We start from the raw sequence: 18,328 nt of genomic DNA on the forward strand, positions 1-18,328 counted from the left end.
TTTGGGGCTGGAGCGTTACTGGTTTTCGAGCAGGGATCGCAGCATCCACGCCGTTTTTTCGTGGACTTGCATACGCTGGGTCAGCAGATCGGCGGTCGGCTCATCGCTGACCTTATCGAGCAACGGGAAGATACCGCGCGCGGTGCGGGTCACAGCTTCCTGGCCCGCCACCAATTGCTTGATCATCTCTTCTGCGCTGGGCACACCCTCTTCTTCCTTGATCGAAGACAGACGGGCGTAGATCGAATAGGCACCCGGCGCCGGAAAGCCCAGGGCACGGATACGCTCGGCAATGGAGTCCACCGCCAGCGCGAGTTCGTTGTACTGCTCTTCAAACATCAAGTGCAGCGTACGAAACATGGGGCCGGTGACGTTCCAATGGAAGTTGTGGGTCTTCAAATACAGTACATAGGTATCGGACAGCAGCCGTGAAAGCCCATCGACGATGGATTTACGATCTTCTTCACTGATACCAATATCGATTGCCATGTTTTTCCCCTTCAATTGACGAGCATTCATTGATCAGGTGCAGGACCACTCTAGCAAGAGTGCAGGCCGTGTGCAGCCCGACACACGCAACTGGCGTGCGGCAAATCGCCCCTCTGCATGACAGGCTTGCTCACCCAGCAGCCCCAGTTCAATCGGCGGCGCGCAGGCCTCAGCCTCAAGTAGGAAAACGCCCAAAATGCCGCCGAAAAAGTCCGCACCTGTCTAGGACAAGTGTTTGAAGCAGAAATGCCATCGCGCCTGCAACACCCCGAAATGCTTGATTTGAGTAGGCACAGCCTTTGCTGTTAAATAGACGGCGTGTGGTTGCCGTTAATTTGCGCGGCACACCACATAGGCTGATACCCGTGCACGTGCCCAACGCCTCCCATTGTTCAGAAGCGAACCGTGCCCGTCAGCTCTTCCTTGTGATCCTTCTTAACGTGAGTTAATCAAAATGTTGAAAATCGTCCACCTGCTAACGGGCGTTGCAGCGTTGCTGCTGTCCTTTATACCGAGCTTGCAACAGGGAAGCCCTCCCTACCTGGAACAACACGACGCTCTGTACCTGGCCTTGTTCGGCCTTCTTAACCTGACGCTGGCACCGGTGATCCCGTACTGGAACAAAGGCACACGTCATCAACTGCAAAACCTGGTCAGCGCGCTGCTGGTACTGACCGTTGTCGTTCAAACCCTCACCCTCCTGGCACCTATGCCTGAAGTCGGCGGCCACCCGGCTATCCTGCTCAGCCTGGTGATTGCTGTGGTCGCTATCGTTCTTCACCTGGCCATCAGCTTCTACCGTTCGTCCCCAGCGGCCGCGACGCAAAACTACGACATGACCAACCGGGATACCGGTACCGTGAAGTGGTTCAACACCTCCAAAGGCTTCGGCTTTATTTCCCGCGATTCGGGCGACGATATCTTCGTCCACTTCCGGGCCATCCGTGGCGAAGGCCACCGCGTTCTGGTCGAAGGCCAGCGCGTGGAGTTCTCCGTCATGAACCGTGACAAAGGCCTGCAAGCCGAAGACGTGATCGCGGCATTGCCGCGTCGCTGATACTTTTCTCGGCGTAAAAAAACCGCGATCCAGCCCTGCTGGGTCGCGGTTTTTTTATGCGCGCCTTAATAATGTGGCGGCGGCGCTTCTTCTTCGGATGACTCGAACTGGCCACCCATTTCTTCCTGACGCTTGAGCAGCGCCGTCATCTGCAACTGCAGGCGCTCTACCGCCCGCTGCTGGGTGACCAGAATGTCATTGAGGGTCTCGATGGTGTCGTCCTGAAAGGCCAGGCGGCTTTCCAGGTCGGTGACGCGTTCTTGCAGATCCATAATTCAGTCCTGGCTAAAGATGAAGCCGGCAGGCAATAAAGCGCGCAGGCGGGCGCGTATCGCCGTTACTTGCTCTTCGGTGTACGGCCGGGCCGGATGCTTGCCCCAGACCGGTGCAGGCCAGGCGGCATCATCACGCTTGCGCACGATCACGTGCACGTGCAACTGGCTGACCACATTACCCAGCGCACCAATGTTCATCTTGTCGGCTGCCCACCCTTCGTTCAACAACGCCGCCAGGGCGGTTGTTTCCTGCCACAAGGTTTGCTGATCGGCGACATCCAGCTGAAACACTTCACTGATACCGTCAATGCGCGGCACCAGGATGAACCACGGGTAATTCGAGTCATTGGACAGCAGCAGGCGGCAGAGCGGGAAGTCCCCAATAGCCAGTGTGTCTTGTTGCAGGCGTTGGTCTAAGGCGAACACGCGGGCACTCCGTTTGGCAGGTCAATTTCAGGTGCCCAGCATACCTTTGAATGCGCAACGCTTCACGGCGAATGCGCAAAGCCTCGATGCATGCGGATAAAAAACGTGCCCCCTTTAGAGGCAAGCGAATATTTGAGCTACGCTGAATCGGGCCTCGACGGAATGCACCAAAATGACCCACCCGTGCCTCAAAGGGATCCGCCGATTACCCACTCATGAGGGTCAACCGGTAACGTTTTTACCTGGTACAGGATTTATGCAGCCCTTCAGAGGTGTAACGCCTGGGCGTCAAGCCCAAACCAAACGGCGTAAAAAGCCCGTGCTTATGCGGTTTTTACACTCCCGTAACGTTTTTCACGAAAAAATGACATTTGGTTACCGCTTTGTGCACGCTTGTTGCATTCACCCCACTATCGTCGGCAACGGCACCCGTTTGGAAGCAGGTGTTTCGCGATCAAAACACAAGCGATTGAGTGCGTATCACGGAAGATTTCAAACTTCGAAAGCGGTCTGAAAACAGCACTTAAGTTGTCAGCCTGGTTACAGTCGGGCTGTGAATTTGCGACATGGAAATAGCAATTTACGACAGCCTCGTAAAGAAGCTGAAAGGATAGATGGGTAAGTATCGTCAATAGGGTCCGCGTGATATAACTTTGCGCCGACACAAAAAAGAAAGAGCCGCCCAGATAAAAATACAGGTGGGACGGCAGTACTCTTCCTAAAACCAAAGGAGCAAATCACGATGCGCGTGATGAAGTGGAGCATGATCGCCCTGGCTGTTTCAGCAGGCACCTCGCAGTTCGCAATGGCGTCCGCCCAGGACGATTCCAAGGGCTTTGTTGAAGACAGTACTTTCAGCATCAACACTCGTTTGCTGAACTTCAGCCGCGACTTCCGTAACAACGACACCGGCAAAAGCCGTGTAGACGAAACCGGCCTGGGCTTCAACGGCCTGTTCCAGTCGGGCTACACCCAAGGCACCATCGGCGTCGGTGTTGATGTGATCGGCCTGCTGGGCGTGAAACTCGACAGCGGCAAGGGTCGTTCGGGCACTGGCCTGTTCCCTACCGGTGCAGACGGTCGTTCGCAAGACGACTACTCCAAAGGCGGCGGCGCTGTTAAGTTCCGCATCTCCGACACCGTGCTCAAAGTCGGCGACCAGTACACCACCGCGCCGGTCTTCGCCTCCGATGACAGCCGCTTGCTGCCAGAGCTGCCGCAAGGTATCTCGATCACCAGCAACGAGATCAAGGGCCTGAAACTCGAAGGTGGTCACTTCACCTCCAGCGTGGCACAAGCACAGACTTACCGTGACAGCCTGGGCCTGACCAAAACCGACTTCATCGGTGGTGTGTACGCCCTGACTCCAGAAGTCAGCGCCAGCCTTTACTACGCGAAGACTGAAGACTACTGGAAGAAAACCTACGCCAACCTGAACTGGACTCACGCGCTGAGCAACGAACAGTCCCTAGCCGTTGACTTCAACATCTACAGCACCAAGAGCGACGGCGCCGGCCTGCAACGCGCAGAAAAAGACGGCACCACCAAACTGGACAACCGTGCCTACAGCTTGCAAGGCGCGTACACCATCCAGGCTCACACGTTCACCCTGGCCTACCAAAAAGTCAGCGGTGACGGTGACTACGGCTACGGCGTAGACGGCGGCGGCACGATTTTCCTGGCCAACTCCATCGCCCGTTCCGACTTCAACGCAGAAGACGAGAAATCGTTCCAGGCTCGTTATGACCTGAACATGGCCACCTTCGGCGTGCCAGGCCTGAGCTTCATGACTCGCTACGTTAAAGGTACCGGCGCTAACACCGCAGAGACCTCCAACGGCAAAGAGTGGGAACGTGACATCGAAGCCAAGTACGTGATTCAGAGCGGTCCAGCAAAAGACCTGAGCCTGCGCGTGCGTCAAGCGACCTATCGTTCGTCTGATGGCGTGTACTACGGTTCGGCGTCTATCGACGAACTGCGTCTGATCGCGCAATACCCGTTGAACATCTTGTAATTGCCAGTTTGATTACAACGATGGCTTAAGGCCTCGGCCTTAAATAAAAAGCCGCTCCCCTGTTTGCAAGGGAGCGGCTTTTTTATTGCAGTTTTATTTCTCTGAAAAATAACTAGCAAGCTAACTAACGAGATTAACTGCGCGCATCGAACCTGACCATTCGGCCAAGTTCGATACGTTGCGCTTAGTTATTTCGCAGCCGGTTCCTGCATTACTCGAATAACGCGCTGTGGAAACGGAATATCAATGCCCGCGCCTTTCAAACGATCACGCGCCAGTTCATTAAGCATGAACACCACGTCCCAGTAATCTGACGTCTTGGTCCAGCAGCGCAAAGACACGGTGATCGAACTGTCACCCAAGGTCGACACCACAGCAACTGCCGCAGGATCTGCCAATACACGCGGGTCTTTTGCCAGCTCCAACAGCACTTCGCGAGCCTTCTGCAGGTCGGCTTCATAGTCGACACCCACGTCAAACACCACCTTGCGGGTCGGCTGACGGTTGGTGTTGGTGATGATGCCGTTGGACAGGATGCCGTTAGGCACAATCACGGTTTTGTTGTCGCCGGTACGCAGCACGGTGTGGAAGATCTGAATACTGTCGACGGTCCCGGATGTGCCCTGGGCCTCGATCCAGTCACCGATGCGGAATGGGCGGAACAGCAGAATCAGCACGCCGCCGGCGAAGTTGGCCAGGCTGCCTTGCAACGCCAGGCCGATGGCCAGGGTAGCCGCACCGATGGCGGCGACGAACGAGGTGGTTGCCACGCCGATCATCGAGGCCACGCTGACAATCAGCATGACTTTCAATGCGATGTTGGCAAGGCTGGTGATGAAGTGCTGCAGCGCCAGGTCCGCATTGCGGATGGCCAGCAAGCGCCCCACGCGGTGGGTAAATACGTTAATCAGCCACCAGCCAATGGCCAGGGTTATCACTGCCAGCAACACCCGGCTGCCGTATTCCATAATCATCGGGATCCAGGACTGCGAGGTCTTGATCAGGTGATCCATTTCAGCGTTCAAATCCATCTATCTTCTCCTGTTGCGCGGATGTGCGGCTTGATTGACTGCCATAAAACGCAAATGAGCCCCGTGGGGCTCAAGTGTAGGCACAGAGTCTGGGGCGTGGGACGTCAAAAACACCCACAGGTTCCGCGAAGTGCCATCAGTCGCGGAAGTTATTGAACTGCAGTGGCATGTCGAAGGTCTTGGCGCGCAGGGCAGCGATTGCCTCTTGCAGATCGTCACGCTTCTTGCCGGTCACGCGAACCTGTTCACCCTGGATGGCGGCCTGGACTTTCAGCTTGGCATCCTTGATGTGGGCGACGATCTTCTTTGCCAGCTCTTTGTCGATGCCTTCCTTGAGCACGGCTTCCTGCTTCATCAGCTTGCCGGAGGCGTAGGCGTCCTTGACTTCAAGGCACTGCACGTCGATCTTGCGCTTGACCAGGGCCAGCTTGAGAATCTCGATCATCGCTTCCAGCTGGAAATCGGCTTCAGCGGTCAGGTTGACGGTCAGTTCCTTTTCCTTGAACTCGAAGCTGCCCTTGCCTTTCAAGTCATAGCGACGGTCCAGTTCCTTGACGGCGTTCTCGACGGCGTTGGTGACTTCGTGTTTGTCCAGTTCGGATACCACGTCGAACGAAGGCATGTCATTTCTCCAATATAAGGGGCGGGCTCAGTAGAGATGGAGCGCGCCCAAGCTAAAATGCCGAGGCATTATAGCGGTTCTTTCGCCCTGTTCACTGTGAGCGACCCTACGGAGCACAAACTCATGTCGACTACCTGGCACATTCTCGGCGCCGGCAGCCTGGGCACACTGTGGGCCACACGCCTGTCGCGCGCGGGCGTGCCCGTGCGGCTGATCCTGCGGGATGAGGCGCGCCTTTCCAGCTACCGGCAGGCAAAAGGCCTGACGCTGGTAGAGCATGGCGTAGCACACACCTACCCAGTGATCGGCGAAACGCCCCACAGCCAAGAACCCATTCATCGTCTACTGGTGGCGTGCAAAGCCTACGACGCCGAAACCGCCATCGCACAGCTGCAACACCGGCTGGTACCGGACGCCGAACTGATCCTGTTGCAAAACGGCCTGGGCAGCCAGGACGCCGTGGCCGCGCAGCTGCCGCAAGCCCGTTGCATCTTTGCCTCCAGCACCGAAGGCGCGTTCCGCGACGGCGATTGGCGCGTGGTCTTCGCCGGTCATGGCTACACCTGGCTGGGGGACGCGGGCCACCCGACGCCACCGCTGTGGCTGGACGACCTGCACGCCGCCGGCATTCCCCACGAATGGAGCACCGATATTCTCACCCGCCTGTGGCGCAAGCTGGCCCTCAATTGCGCCATCAACCCACTGACCGTGCTGTACCAATGCCGCAACGGCGACCTGCAAGCGCATCAATGTGAAGTCGCGACCTTGTGCGCCGAATTGACCGAGTTGCTCGAGTGCTGCGGTCAACCGGCCGCCGCCGAGGCGCTGCACAGCGAAGTAGAACGCGTCATCCACGCGACGGCGGCAAACTACTCCTCCATGTATCAGGACGTGGCCAACGCCCGGCGCACCGAAATCAGCTACCTGCTGGGCTACGCTTGCCTGGCGGCGGCCCGCCATCAGTTGGTGCTGCCGCATCTGCAACAGCTGCAAGCGCGGCTGATCGACCACTTACGCGCACGCGGATTGGCCACCGACTGAGGCACGCGCTACCCTGCCTACCTGTCTATCACCTGGGAAAACCCTGATGCCACTGCGCCAGCGTCTTGAAAATCTACCGGTAGGGCAGAAACTGCTGGCCGCCCTGCTGGTGTTGTTGACCACCGTGTTGTTGGTGGCCAATCTGACGTTTATCAGCGCCGCTTACTGGATCTCCCAGGAAAGCATGGCCCCGCAGGCGTTGCAGGCCATCGGTCGCCTGGTGTCCAATCCCGCCCTCGCCGCCGAAGCCCTCGAATCCCCGGCCAAGGCCGACGCCCTGCTCAGCGAGTTGACCAGTTACTCGCCATTACGCGCCGCCGCGTTATATGACGGCGAAGGCACCCGCCTGGCCCAAATGCAACATGGCAACCGCCTGCACCTGCCGGACAACTACCGGCATATCGAGGCCTGGCGCGTCACCGAATTTCGCAGCAACCAGGTCATCACCCTGCCCCGCGCCGGCCAGCCTCCGGGGCATTTACTGTTGGTGGCCAGCAGCGAGCTACCCGTGGCGTTCTATACCGGCACGCTGACAGCCAGCCTGGGCATCCTGATTTTCAGCGTGTTGCTCTGGCTGGTCATCGCCCGGCAGATCAAACGCTTGATCACCCGCCCGATTCACGAACTCGAAGAACTCTCGCGCCAGGTGACCCGCGAAGAAAACTACGCCCTGCGTGCCGGGCGCGGCAACCATGATGAAATCGGCAGCCTGGCCGAAGCGTTCAACACCATGCTGTCGCGCATCGAAGCCCGCGAGCATCAGCTCAAGCGAGCGCGGGACGACTCCCAGGCCGCCTACGCCCAAGCCCAGGGCCTGGCCGAAGAGACGCGCCACACCAACCGCAAGCTGGAACTCGAAGTGCAGGTTCGCAGCAAGATCGAGAAAAAACTCACGGGCTTCCAGAATTACCTGAACAGCATAATCGACTCGATGCCTTCTGCGCTGATCGCTCTGGACGAACAACTCTACGTCACCCAGTGGAATCAGGAAGCCACTGCGCTTTCCGGCACGCGCCTGGACGAAGCGCTGAACCAGCCGATCTTCCTCGCGTTCCAGCCGCTCAAGCCCTACCTGCCGCAAATCAAGGCCACGGTTGAGCAACACACCGTTGAACGCATTGAGCGCGTCACCTGGATAAAGGATGACGAGGCCAAGCATTACGCCCTGACCTTTTACCCCTTGATGGGCGGCGCCGGGCGCGGCGTGGTGATCCGTATCGACGACATCACCCAGCGCTTGTCCCTGGAAGAAATGATGGTGCAGTCGGAGAAAATGCTCTCCGTCGGCGGCCTGGCCGCGGGCATGGCCCACGAAATCAACAACCCGCTCGGGGCGATCCTGCACAACGTGCAGAACATCCGCCGCCGCCTGTCCCCCGACCTTCCGAAGAACCTGGAACACGCGGAACAGGCGGGCATCGAACTGGAGGTGGTCAACCGCTACCTGCAGGGCCGCGAAGTCCCGCAATTGCTCGATGGCATCCAGCAAGCCGGCGCACGCGCGGCGAAGATCGTCACGCATATGCTCAGTTTCAGCCGCCGCAGCAATCGCCAAATGGCGCCTTGCGATTTGCCAGCACTGATCGACCAGGCGGTGGAAATTGCCGGCAATGACTTCGACCTGACGATCGGCTTCGACTTCAAGGGCCAGGCAATCATTCGCCAGTTCGACCCGCAGCTCGGCCCGGTGCCCGGCACCGCCAACGAACTGGAACAGGTACTGCTCAACCTGTTGAAAAACGCCGCCCAGGCCATTCACCTGCGTGAAGACGACCGCGAGCCCGGGCGCATTATTTTACGTACCCGCCTCAACCCGCCCTGGGCGGAGATCCAGGTGGAAGACAATGGCATCGGCATGAGCGAAAACGTGCGCAAACGCACGTTCGAGCCGTTCTTCACCACCAAGGAAATCGGCCAAGGCACCGGGCTGGGGCTGTCGGTGTCGTATTTCATCGTCACCAATAACCACAAAGGCCAGATGGAAGTGCACTCCACCCTCGGCCAAGGCACCTGCTTCACCCTGCGCCTGCCGCTGGCCGGCAGCCAAATGCCACCCTTTGACCTGACTCAACTGGAGCAATAACCATGGGCTTTCGCCTGTCGAAGATCTACACCCGTACCGGCGACACAGGCGAGACCGGCCTGGGCGACGGCCGTCGCGTGCCCAAGGACCACCCGCGCGTGGAAGCCATCGGCGAGGTGGACACGCTCAACAGCCAGTTGGGTTTACTGCTGGCCAGCCTTGAAGAGCAGAGCGGCAAGCATCCGCAACTGAACGACGTGATTGAGGTGCTTACCCCTTGCCAGCATCGGTTGTTCGACTTGGGTGGTGAGCTGGCGATGCCGGTGTACAAGGCATTGAATGCGGCCGAAGTTGATCGGCTGGAAGCGGCGATTGATCGCTGGAATGAGGAAGTCGGGCCGCTGGAAAACTTCATCTTGCCCGGTGGTTCCGCGCTGATCGCCCAAGCCCACGTGTGCCGCAGCCTGGCGCGCAGTGCGGAGCGGCGGTGTCAGCAGTTGAATGCGATTGAACCGTTGGAAGGCGTGGGGTTGGCGTACATCAATCGGTTGTCGGACTTGTTGTTTGTGGCGGCACGGGTGATTGCCAAGCGCCAGGGTGTGGCTGAGGTGTTGTGGCAGGCGGCGGCTAAGCCACACTGAGGTTTTGGGGTGACTGATCTGGCCCTTCGCGAGCAAGCCCGCTCCCACAGTTGACTGCATTCCAACATTGGAACCCGGTCGACTGTGGGAGCGGGCTTGCTCGCGAAGAGGCCCGTCAGAACAACATTAAACCTGCGGCCAAAACGCCCGAATCCCGGCAACACCCTGAGCCCCAGCGGCCCACGCCTGCTCCCGCCCAGCCGGCCCTACGCCGCCGAGCAAAAACACGGGTTTGCTGAACCCACGGATCAACTCGGCCGCCTGCTCCCACCCCAATGGCTGAGCATCCGGGTGCGTTTGGGTCGGCTGCACCGGTGACAGCGTGACAAAATCCACGTCCATCATTTCCGCCAGCGCCAGTTCTTCAGCGTTGTGGCAGGAGGCCGCCAACCAGCGATCCTTGGGCAGTGGGCGTCCCTTGCTCGCGTATTTACGCAACTGCGCCGACGTCATGTGCCAGCCGGCCGCCGGGAAATCCCCCAGCCACTCAAACGGGCCCTTGAGCATCAATTGCGCCTTGCCGGCACACAGGCCAACGGCGTCCACCGCCAGGTCACGGTATTTAGGGTCGTAACCATTGGGCGCACGCAGCTGAACCAGCTTGATGCCCCCGGCAATCGCCTTCTGAATACCACGCAGCAAGGTCGGGGTTTCCAGCTCGCCCGGGGTAATCAGGTACTCAGCCGGCAGCCGCGCCGCCGCCACGATCGGGGCATTCGCCGCCGGGAACGCATAGTTGATCAAGTCTCGCGGAGCCACCCATTCCAACGGCTGCCCTTCGGCACCGTGAGGCTCGCCGGTAAAGGCCGAGACTTCCCAGACATCCAGCAACACCTGCTTGTCCGGGTAGTCATGCTGCACCTTGATCAGCGGGCGTGCCGTGGTGACCTGGATGCCCAGTTCTTCCTGCAATTCGCGGGACAAGGCGGCAGCAACCGATTCATCGGCCTCCACCTTGCCACCGGGAAATTCCCAGAGGCCGCCTTGATGCTGGGTATCGGCGCGGCGCGCCAGCAGGATCCTGCCATCGACACCGCGGATCACCGCTGCTGCTACATGCACTCGTTTCACCGCGCTTATCCTCTTGGCTGTCAGGTGCGGTATTCCGCATTGATCTTCACGTACTCGTGGGACAGGTCAGTGGTCCAGATCGTTTCGCTGCACTCACCGCGACCCAGTTCGATGCGGATGGTGATTTCTTCCTGCTGCATCACTGCCGAGCCCTGGGCTTCGGTATAGGTTTCGGCGCGGGCGCCACGGCTGGCAATGCACACCTCGCCAAGGAACACGTCGATCTTGCTCACGTCCAGGTCAGGCACGCCGGCACGGCCAACGGCGGCGAGGATGCGGCCCCAGTTCGGGTCAGAGGCAAACAAGGCAGTCTTGATCAGCGGCGAGTGGGCCACGGTGTAGCCAACGTCCAGGCATTCCTGGTGGTTGGCGCCGCCGTTGACTTCCACGGTCACAAACTTGGTCGCGCCTTCGCCGTCACGCACGATGGCCTGGGCCACGTCCATGCACACCTCGAACACCGCCTGCTTCAACGCGGCGAACAGCGGGCCTTCGGTAGAGGTGATTTCCGGCAGGTTGGCCTGGCCGGTCGCAATCAACATGCAGCAGTCGTTGGTCGAGGTATCGCCATCGATGGTGATGCGGTTGAACGATTTGTTGGCGCCGTCCAGCATCAAGCGTTGCAGCACGTCGCGGGAGACTTTGGCGTCGGTGGCGATGTAGCCGAGCATGGTGGCCATGTTCGGGCGGATCATGCCCGCGCCTTTGCTGATGCCGGTCACGGTGATGGTCACGCCGTCGTGCACGAACTGACGGCTCGCGCCTTTTGGCAGTGTGTCGGTGGTCATGATGCCCGTGGCAGCGGCAGCCCAGTTATCCACAGACAAGTCATCCAGCGCGGCTTGCAGGGCGCCTTCGATTTTTTCCACCGGCAGTGGCTCACCGATTACACCGGTGGAGTAAGGCAGCACTTGGCTGGCGTCCACGCCAGTCAACTGGGCCAGCTTTGCGCAAGTGCGGGCAGCGGCCACCAGGCCAGGCTCGCCGGTGCCGGCGTTGGCGTTACCGGTGTTGGTCAGCAGGTAGCGAATCGAACCGGCCACGCGTTGTTTGGCCAGGATTACCGGCGCGGCGCAGAACGCATTGAGGGTGAATACACCGGCGACAGTCGAACCTTCGGCACAGCGCATCACCACCACATCCTTGCGCCCGGGGCGCTTGATGCCGGCCGAAGCGATACCGAGTTCAAAACCGGCAACCGGGTGCAATGTGGGCAAAGGACCAAGACCAACAGCCATGAATGCGCTCCTTAAAAATAGATGATGTCTGTGCCGTCGCTATCGACGGTGGGAATTAATGGCAAAACGCCGCGACGGCTGATGCCGGTCGCGGCGCGGGGTGTTGCAGCGTCAGGCAAAAATCTTAGTTGATTTCGCCGTGGCAGTGTTTGAACTTCTTGCCCGAACCACACCAGCACAGTTCGTTGCGGCCCAGCTTCTGATCATTGCGAACCGGAGTTTGCGCCAAGGCCACATCGACCTCTTCGCCCAACACCTCAGGCGCTTCCAGGCCCGGTGCTTCGTCGTGCTGGAACTGCATGCGCGCAGCCAATGCTTCGGCTTCCTGGCGCAGGCGAGCTTCTTCCTCGATCGGGTCTTCGCGACGCACCTGAACGTGGGACAGCACGCGAATCGAATCGCGCTTGATCGAATCCAGCAGCTCGGAGAACAGCGTGAACGACTCGCGCTTGTACTCTTGCTTCGGGTTCTTCTGGGCGTAACCACGCAAGTGGATACCGTGACGCAAGTGGTCCATGGTCGACAGGTGGTCTTTCCACAGGTCGTCCAGCACACGCAGTACGATTTGTTTCTCGAAGGTGCGCAGCGCTTCGGCACTCGCCTGCTCTTCTTTCTCGTTGTACGCGGCCAGCAGCTCGGTCATCAGCTTCTCGCGCAGGGTTTCTTCGTACAGGTGATCGTCTTCGTCCAGCCACTGCTGAACCGGCAGGTCGACACCGAAATCGCTCTTCAACGCCGCTTCCAGACCGGCAACATCCCACTGCTCAGGCAGGGACTGTGGCGGGATATGCGCGCTGACGGTGGCGTTGAGCACGTCCTGACGGAAATCGGCAATGGTCTCGCCAATGTTGTCGGCGGCCAGCAACGTGTTACGCATGTGATAAATCACTTTACGCTGTTCGTTGTTGACGTCATCGAACTCGAGCAGTTGCTTACGAATGTCGAAGTTACGGCCTTCTACCTTGCGCTGGGCCTTCTCGATGGCGTTGGTCACCATCCGGTGCTCGATCGCTTCACCGGACTGCATGCCCAGGGCCTTCATGAAGTTCTTCACCCGATCGGAGGCGAAGATGCGCATCAGGCTGTCTTCCAGCGACAGATAGAAACGGCTGGAACCGGCGTCACCCTGACGACCGGCACGACCACGCAGCTGGTTGTCGATACGGCGCGATTCGTGACGCTCGGAGGCGATCACCTGCAGGCCGCCGGATTCCAGCACGGCCTGGTGACGTTTCTGCCAGTCGGCCTTGATCTGAGCGATCTGCTCAGGGCTCGGGTTTTCGAGCGCCGCGACTTCCACTTCCCAGTTACCGCCCAACAGGATGTCGGTACCACGACCGGCCATGTTGGTGGCAATGGTCAGTGCGCCTGGGCGACCGGCCTGGGCGATGATCTCGGCTTCTTTTTCGTGGAACTTGGCGTTGAGGACTTTGTGCTCGATGCCTTCCTTGTTGAGCAGGTTGGACACGTGCTCGGAAGTCTCGATGGTGGCAGTACCCACCAGGATCGGACGTCCCTGGGCCATGCCGTCCTTGATGTCGTTGATGATTGCCGCGTATTTCTCTTCGGCCGTCAGGAACACCAGGTCGTTGTAGTCTTTACGCGCCAGCGGCTTGTTCGGTGGAATCACCATCACGGCCAGGTTGTAGATCTGGTGGAACTCGAACGCTTCGGTGTCGGCCGTACCGGTCATGCCGGACAGTTTGTTGTACAGACGGAAGTAGTTCTGGAAGGTCGTGGAGGCCAACGTCTGGCTTTCAGCCTGGATGTTGAGCCCTTCCTTGGCTTCGATGGCCTGGTGCAGGCCTTCGGACAGACGACGACCCGGCATGGTACGGCCGGTGTGTTCGTCAACCAGTACGACCTGACCGTCCTGGACGATGTATTCGACGTTGCGATGGAACAGCTTGTGGGCGCGCAGGCCGGCATACACGTGGGTCAACAGGCCCAGGTTGTGGGCCGAGTACAGGCTTTCGCCCTCGGCCAGCTCGCCGATCTGGGTCAGCATCTCTTCGACGAACTGGTGACCGGCTTCGTTGAGCTCGACCTGACGGGTCTTCTCGTCGATGGAGAAGTGACCTTCTTTGGTCACCACGTCTTCCACTTCCTCGATGTGCTGCTCCAGACGCGGGATCAACTTGTTGATCTCGGTGTACAGGCGCGAGCTGTCTTCGGCCTGGCCGGAGATGATCAGCGGGGTACGGGCTTCGTCGATGAGGATGGAGTCGACTTCGTCGATCACGGCAAAATTGAGTTCGCGCTGGAATTTTTCTTCCATGCTGAACGCCATGTTGTCGCGCAGGTAATCGAAACCGAATTCGTTGTTGGTGCCGTAGGTGATGTCGGCCGCGTACGCGGCGCGCTTCTCTTCCGGCGGCTGGAACGGCGTTACCACGCCAACGGTCAGGCCGAGGAATTCATACAGCGGGCGCATCCAGTTGGCGTCCCGGCGAGCCAGGTAGTCGTTCACCGTCACAACGTGCACGCCCTTGCCGGACAGTGCGTTGAGGTAAACACCCAGGGTTGCCACCAGGGTCTTGCCTTCACCAGTGCGCATTTCGGCAATCATGCCTTCATGCAAGGTCATGCCGCCGATCAACTGCACGTCGAAGTGGCGCATGCCCATGACACGCTTACCGGCTTCACGGGCGACCGCAAAGGCTTCGGGAAGCAGCTTGTCGAGGGTTTCACCTTTGGCTATGCGGGCCTTGAACTCTTGGGTCTTGGCGCGCAATTGCTCGTCCGAAAGGGCAACCATCTGCTCTTCGAAAGCATTGACCAGCTGCACCGTCTTGAGCATGCGTTTAACTTCGCGCTCATTCTTGCTTCCAAAAAGTTTCTTTAACAAAGGCGCAAACATATCGGCAGGTTCTTCCACACATAGGGATGGAGGGCGCACCGTGAGTGGCCCGAGCAGCCCTCACGGCCGCATGCGAACGCGCATTCTACCCGGAATCGTGGGTGAGGAAAGTGGCGTTATTCCCCGATGCTGGCATGGCGCTGTGAGAGGGCCTGTTTAAAATAAGGGCTTTTGCTGGAACTTCAACCCATCAGGCGCAGAAGTTACCTATTGATTTTACGAGCAAAGCGCTGCGTGACGCATTGGCTGGGGGGCACACAGGCGCTTTCTGCTAAGATGGCGGCTCTGTTACTTAAGGTGTCTAAACATGGCATTTCGCCCTCTTACAGCCCGCGCGCCCAGCGTGTTGCTCCGCGAAGCCAAGCCGTTGAAAGCCATCTTCGGCCATGCGCAACGCTTGGGCCATTTGCAACGCCTGGTCGAAAGCCAGCTACAACCTGCCGCACGTGAACATTGCCATGTGGCGTCCTGGCGCGAAGGAAATTTGCTGTTAATTGTCACCGACGGTCATTGGGCGACCCGTTTGCGCTATCAGCAAAAACGCCTGCAGCGACAATTGATGGCCTTTGATGAATTTGCCAGTTTGACCCGTATCCAGTTCAAGGTGCAGCCGCCGACCGTGCAGCAAGGCGCGGTGGGGCACACCATCAACCTGTCGATAAATGCGGCCGAAACCATTCAGGCAACGGCCGACGGGATCAGCGATCCGGGCTTGCGCGCAGCACTGGAGCGATTGGCCGCGCACGCCAAGCCCAAATCTGAATAGCTACTTACGCTTGCTGCCGCCCAGCAACGAGCCCAACAAACCCCGCACCAACTGCCGGCCCATCTGATTGGCGGCCTGTTGCATGGCTGACTTGAGTGCCTTGCCGGCCGCAGTGCCCAAAAACGCCCCGGCCTTGTCGGTAAAGCTCGGTTCTTCGGCAGCAGGCGTGGCTGCCTCAGTCGGCCCGAGCTCCTTGCGCGCCATCAACACTTCATAGGCCGACTCTCGATCAATCGGCTTGTCATAGCGCCCCAGCAACGGCGAGTTGGCAATCAGCGCGGCGCGTTCGGTTTCGCTGAGCGGCCCGATGCGCGATTGCGGCGGCGCTACCAGCACGCGTTGGACTACTTCCGGCGTGCCCTTTTCCTGCAAGGTGCCCACCAGTGCCTCACCAGTGCCCAGCTCTGTGAGCACCGACAAGGTGTCGAACGCCGGGTTGGCCCGAAAGCCATCCGCTACCGCGCGCAGGGATTTCTGCTCTTTCGTGGTGAACGCCCGCAAGCCGTGCTGAATACGCAGACCAAGTTGCGCCAGGACCGTGTCAGGCAAATCAGCGGGGGATTGCGTGACAAAGTACACACCGACACCCTTGGAGCGGATCAGGCGTACCACTTGCTCCAGTCGATCCTGCAAAGCCTTGGGCGTGTCGGCAAACAACAAATGCGCCTCATCGAAAAACAGCGCGAGCAACGGTTTGTCGGCATCCCCGCGCTCCGGCAACTGCTCGAACAGTTCGGCCAGCAGCCACAGCAGGAAAGTCGCGTACACCTTGGGCGCCTCGTGCACCAGCCGGCTGGCGTCGAGCAGATGGATTCGCCCGCGGCCGTCGCTGGCCGGCTGCAAAATATCTTCAAGCTGCAGGGCCGGCTCACCAAACAAGGCTTCAGCGCCCTGTTGTTCAAGCACCGCCAAGCGCCGCAACAGCGCCTGGCTGGAGCCGGTGGTCATCAGCGCGGCATCGTCACCCAGCAGCTGCGGGTGATAGCGCAGATGGTTGAGCAATGCCTTGAGGTCTTTGAGGTCGAGCAGCAGCAGGCCTTCGCGGTCCGCCACTTTGAAGGTGGCATAGAGTGCCGACTGCTGGCTGTCGGTGAGTTCCAACAGGCTGCCGAGCAATAAAGGTCCCATTTCGCTGATGGTCGTGCGAAGCGGATGACCCGACTGCCCGTGGATATCCCACAGCGTTACCGGATAAGCCTTCGCCGTGTAATTAAGGAAGGGCATGCCCGCGATGCGCTCAGCCACTTTACCTTGAGGGTTCGCGGCAGCCCCCAGACCACATAGATCGCCTTTGATATCAGCGGCGAACACGGCCACACCCGCATCACTGAACGCTTCCGCCAGGCGCTGCAAGGTGACGGTCTTGCCGGTGCCCGTGGCGCCGGCAATCAGGCCGTGACGGTTGGCCAGGCGCATGGCCTGGGCGATGGGCTGGCCGTCGGGGCCGGCGCCAATAAGGAGTTGCGAGGAGTCAGGCATTTCGTCACCTTTGGTTAATCTTTAGTGCCGCAAGGTCGATACAGATAATTGTAAGACCCACAAAGTCTAAAAACAGGTCGGATGGCTCCTACAGGGACTCACAGAGCTATCACCAGAAGTACCACACCTTTTTTGACGCTGCCATTTTGCGCATCCCATGAGGACGCGCTTCGGATACCAAGACCTTAGCGGACCCTTCAAGCCATGAATAAAAACCTGCGCTTCAGCCACAAAATCCTGCTTGCAGCCGCCCTTATCGTCATCGCCGCCTTCGCATTGTTTACCCTCTACAACGACTACCTGCAACGCAACGCGATTCGCGACGACCTCAATAATTACCTGCATGAAATGGGCGACGTCACCGCCAGCAATATTCAAACCTGGCTCACCGGGCGCATAGCGCTGGTGGAAAACGCAGCACAGAACATTGCCATCAACCCTGAACCCGTCGTGGTCGCCGGCCTGCTGGAACAGAAAGCCCTGACGTCCTCGTTCATGGCCACCTACGTGGGCGACAGCAAAGGCGCCTTCACCATCCGCCCCGACACCAAGATGCCCGATGGCTTCGACCCAAGGGTGCGCCCCTGGTACAAGGGCGCCCAGTCCAGCAATGGCTCAACCCTGACTGAACCCTACATTGATGCCGCCACCGGGAAACTGATCATTTCGGTCGCCACCCCCAGCACCACCACAACTGGCCAGAGCATCGGCGTGGTTGGCGGCGACCTGAGTCTGCAAACGCTGGTGGATAACATTGGCGCGCTGAACTTCGGCGGCATGGGTTATGCGTTCCTGGTCAGTGCCGATGGCAAAGTGCTCGTGCACCCGGACAAAAACCTGGTGATGAAGACCCTGGCCGACATGTACCCCAATCACACGCCGAAGATCAGTACTGACTTCAGTGAAGTTCAAGCCAACGGTAAAGACAACATCGTGACCTTTACACCGATCAAGGGCCTGCCCTCGGTGAACTGGTACCTGGGCATTTCGGTGGATAAAGACAAGTCGTTCGCCATGCTCAGCGAGTTCCGCAATTCGGCGATCATCGCCACGATCATCGCGGTGGTGATCATCATTGCGCTGCTGGGCATGCTCATCCGCGTGCTGTTGCAACCCCTGCACGTAATGACCCGCGCGATGCAGGACATCGCCGATGGCGAGGGCGACTTGACCCGCCGCCTGACCATCCAGAACAACGATGAGTTCGGCACGCTGGGCATTGCCTTCAACCGCTTCGTGGAGCGGATTCATACCTCGATCCGCGAAGTGTCCTCGGCCACCGAACAGGTCAACGA

15 protein-coding genes and 1 pseudogene are annotated in these 18,328 nt (G+C 59.2%); 7 read left to right on the top strand and 9 right to left on the bottom strand.

What is annotated here, in order from left to right; genetic code table 11:
• Nucleotides 1-15: 15 nt before the first annotated feature.
• Complete coding sequence (locus NTD89_RS22430; protein WP_003193874.1) at nucleotides 16-489, bottom strand: Dps family protein; 474 nt, start codon at nucleotides 487-489, stop codon at nucleotides 16-18.
• 454 nt (nucleotides 490-943) lie between these two features.
• On the opposite strand from NTD89_RS22430, the gene NTD89_RS29410 reads away from it, so the two are divergent.
• A complete protein-coding gene (locus NTD89_RS29410; protein ID WP_106578384.1) occupies nucleotides 944-1,546 on the top strand; it encodes a cold-shock protein in 603 nt (200 codons plus the stop codon).
• Nucleotides 1,547-1,611: 65 nt separating this feature from the next.
• Here the strand turns inward: NTD89_RS29410 and NTD89_RS22440 are convergent, their stop codons facing one another.
• Both NTD89_RS22440 and NTD89_RS22445 read right to left on the bottom strand, forming a co-directional pair.
• Nucleotides 1,612-1,818: a SlyX family protein gene (locus NTD89_RS22440; RefSeq protein WP_005790924.1), complete on the bottom strand. Its 207-nt coding sequence runs from the start codon at nucleotides 1,816-1,818 to the stop codon at nucleotides 1,612-1,614.
• Nucleotides 1,819-1,821: 3 nt separating this feature from the next.
• Complete coding sequence (locus NTD89_RS22445) at nucleotides 1,822-2,247, bottom strand: HIT domain-containing protein (protein ID WP_145165357.1); 426 nt, start codon at nucleotides 2,245-2,247, stop codon at nucleotides 1,822-1,824.
• Between the two features lie 742 nt (nucleotides 2,248-2,989).
• On the opposite strand from NTD89_RS22445, the gene NTD89_RS22450 reads away from it, so the two are divergent.
• A complete protein-coding gene (locus tag NTD89_RS22450; protein ID WP_145165359.1) occupies nucleotides 2,990-4,261 on the top strand; it encodes an OprD family porin in 1,272 nt (423 codons plus the stop codon).
• Between the two features lie 188 nt (nucleotides 4,262-4,449).
• Here NTD89_RS22450 and NTD89_RS22455 read toward each other — a convergent pair whose 3' ends face one another.
• Nucleotides 4,450-5,292, bottom strand: a complete 843-nt coding sequence (locus NTD89_RS22455; protein WP_262209773.1) for a mechanosensitive ion channel family protein — start codon at nucleotides 5,290-5,292, stop codon at nucleotides 4,450-4,452.
• Nucleotides 5,293-5,428: 136 nt separating this feature from the next.
• Nucleotides 5,429-5,914, bottom strand: a complete 486-nt coding sequence (locus tag NTD89_RS22460; protein ID WP_003193880.1) for a YajQ family cyclic di-GMP-binding protein — start codon at nucleotides 5,912-5,914, stop codon at nucleotides 5,429-5,431.
• A gap of 123 nt (nucleotides 5,915-6,037) precedes the next feature.
• Between NTD89_RS22460 and NTD89_RS22465 the strand changes: the two genes are divergently transcribed.
• The 3 genes from NTD89_RS22465 to NTD89_RS22475 are packed head-to-tail and all read left to right on the top strand — an operon-like array spanning nucleotide 6,038 to nucleotide 9,619.
• Nucleotides 6,038-6,955 (top strand): putative 2-dehydropantoate 2-reductase, encoded by a 918-nt coding sequence (locus tag NTD89_RS22465; RefSeq protein ID WP_262209774.1) that lies wholly within the window; start codon nucleotides 6,038-6,040, stop codon nucleotides 6,953-6,955.
• A 46-nt stretch (nucleotides 6,956-7,001) separates the two neighbouring features.
• Nucleotides 7,002-9,038, top strand: a complete 2,037-nt coding sequence (locus NTD89_RS22470; protein WP_145165365.1) for a sensor histidine kinase — start codon at nucleotides 7,002-7,004, stop codon at nucleotides 9,036-9,038.
• A 2-nt stretch (nucleotides 9,039-9,040) separates the two neighbouring features.
• Nucleotides 9,041-9,619 (top strand): cob(I)yrinic acid a,c-diamide adenosyltransferase, encoded by a 579-nt coding sequence (locus tag NTD89_RS22475; protein ID WP_262209776.1) that lies wholly within the window; start codon nucleotides 9,041-9,043, stop codon nucleotides 9,617-9,619.
• 126 nt (nucleotides 9,620-9,745) lie between these two features.
• Here the strand turns inward: NTD89_RS22475 and NTD89_RS22480 are convergent, their stop codons facing one another.
• The 3 genes from NTD89_RS22480 to secA form a co-directional block, all read right to left on the bottom strand.
• Nucleotides 9,746-10,690 (bottom strand): Nudix family hydrolase, encoded by a 945-nt coding sequence (locus NTD89_RS22480; protein ID WP_262209778.1) that lies wholly within the window; start codon nucleotides 10,688-10,690, stop codon nucleotides 9,746-9,748.
• A 20-nt stretch (nucleotides 10,691-10,710) separates the two neighbouring features.
• Entirely contained in the window at nucleotides 10,711-11,928 is a 1,218-nt protein-coding gene (gene argJ / locus NTD89_RS22485; protein ID WP_262209779.1) for a bifunctional glutamate N-acetyltransferase/amino-acid acetyltransferase ArgJ, read from the bottom strand.
• A gap of 124 nt (nucleotides 11,929-12,052) precedes the next feature.
• Nucleotides 12,053-14,788 (bottom strand): preprotein translocase subunit SecA, encoded by a 2,736-nt coding sequence (gene secA, locus NTD89_RS22490; RefSeq protein WP_262209781.1) that lies wholly within the window; start codon nucleotides 14,786-14,788, stop codon nucleotides 12,053-12,055.
• A 307-nt stretch (nucleotides 14,789-15,095) separates the two neighbouring features.
• Between secA and NTD89_RS22495 the strand changes: the two genes are divergently transcribed.
• Nucleotides 15,096-15,554, top strand: coding sequence for a DUF721 domain-containing protein (locus NTD89_RS22495; RefSeq protein WP_145165373.1), 459 nt, complete (start codon nucleotides 15,096-15,098; stop codon nucleotides 15,552-15,554).
• On the opposite strand, the gene NTD89_RS22500 is transcribed toward NTD89_RS22495, so the two are convergent.
• Nucleotides 15,555-17,033 carry a DUF853 domain-containing protein gene (locus NTD89_RS22500; protein WP_262209784.1) on the bottom strand — a complete coding sequence of 493 codons (1,479 nt, stop codon included), beginning with the start codon at nucleotides 17,031-17,033 and terminating at the stop codon, nucleotides 15,555-15,557.
• Between the two features lie 204 nt (nucleotides 17,034-17,237).
• On the opposite strand from NTD89_RS22500, the pseudogene NTD89_RS29575 reads away from it, so the two are divergent.
• Nucleotides 17,238-18,272 (top strand): annotated as a pseudogene (locus tag NTD89_RS29575) (cache domain-containing protein); the annotation flags it as partial.
• Between the last annotated feature and the right edge of the window lie 56 nt (nucleotides 18,273-18,328).

It is taken from the genome of Pseudomonas sp. 14P_5.3_Bac1 (assembly GCF_025466135.1).
Lineage (GTDB): Bacteria > Pseudomonadota > Gammaproteobacteria > Pseudomonadales > Pseudomonadaceae > Aquipseudomonas.

Excerpts from the sequence above, each read along its gene's own strand:
- NTD89_RS22430 (WP_003193874.1), bottom strand. The coding sequence starts at position 489 with ATGGCAATCGATATTGGTATCAGTGAAGAAGATCGTAAATCCATCGTC.
- NTD89_RS29410 (WP_106578384.1), top strand. The coding sequence starts at position 944 with ATGTTGAAAATCGTCCACCTGCTAACGGGCGTTGCAGCGTTGCTGCTG.
- NTD89_RS22440 (WP_005790924.1), bottom strand. The coding sequence starts at position 1,818 with ATGGATCTGCAAGAACGCGTCACCGACCTGGAAAGCCGCCTGGCCTTT.
- NTD89_RS22450 (WP_145165359.1), top strand. The coding sequence starts at position 2,990 with ATGCGCGTGATGAAGTGGAGCATGATCGCCCTGGCTGTTTCAGCAGGC.
- NTD89_RS22455 (WP_262209773.1), bottom strand. The coding sequence starts at position 5,292 with ATGGATTTGAACGCTGAAATGGATCACCTGATCAAGACCTCGCAGTCC.
- NTD89_RS22460 (WP_003193880.1), bottom strand. The coding sequence starts at position 5,914 with ATGCCTTCGTTCGACGTGGTATCCGAACTGGACAAACACGAAGTCACC.
- NTD89_RS22465 (WP_262209774.1), top strand. The coding sequence starts at position 6,038 with ATGTCGACTACCTGGCACATTCTCGGCGCCGGCAGCCTGGGCACACTG.
- NTD89_RS22470 (WP_145165365.1), top strand. The coding sequence starts at position 7,002 with ATGCCACTGCGCCAGCGTCTTGAAAATCTACCGGTAGGGCAGAAACTG.
- NTD89_RS22475 (WP_262209776.1), top strand. The coding sequence starts at position 9,041 with ATGGGCTTTCGCCTGTCGAAGATCTACACCCGTACCGGCGACACAGGC.
- argJ (WP_262209779.1), bottom strand. The coding sequence starts at position 11,928 with ATGGCTGTTGGTCTTGGTCCTTTGCCCACATTGCACCCGGTTGCCGGT.
- secA (WP_262209781.1), bottom strand. The coding sequence starts at position 14,788 with ATGTTTGCGCCTTTGTTAAAGAAACTTTTTGGAAGCAAGAATGAGCGC.
- NTD89_RS22495 (WP_145165373.1), top strand. The coding sequence starts at position 15,096 with ATGGCATTTCGCCCTCTTACAGCCCGCGCGCCCAGCGTGTTGCTCCGC.
- NTD89_RS22500 (WP_262209784.1), bottom strand. The coding sequence starts at position 17,033 with ATGCCTGACTCCTCGCAACTCCTTATTGGCGCCGGCCCCGACGGCCAG.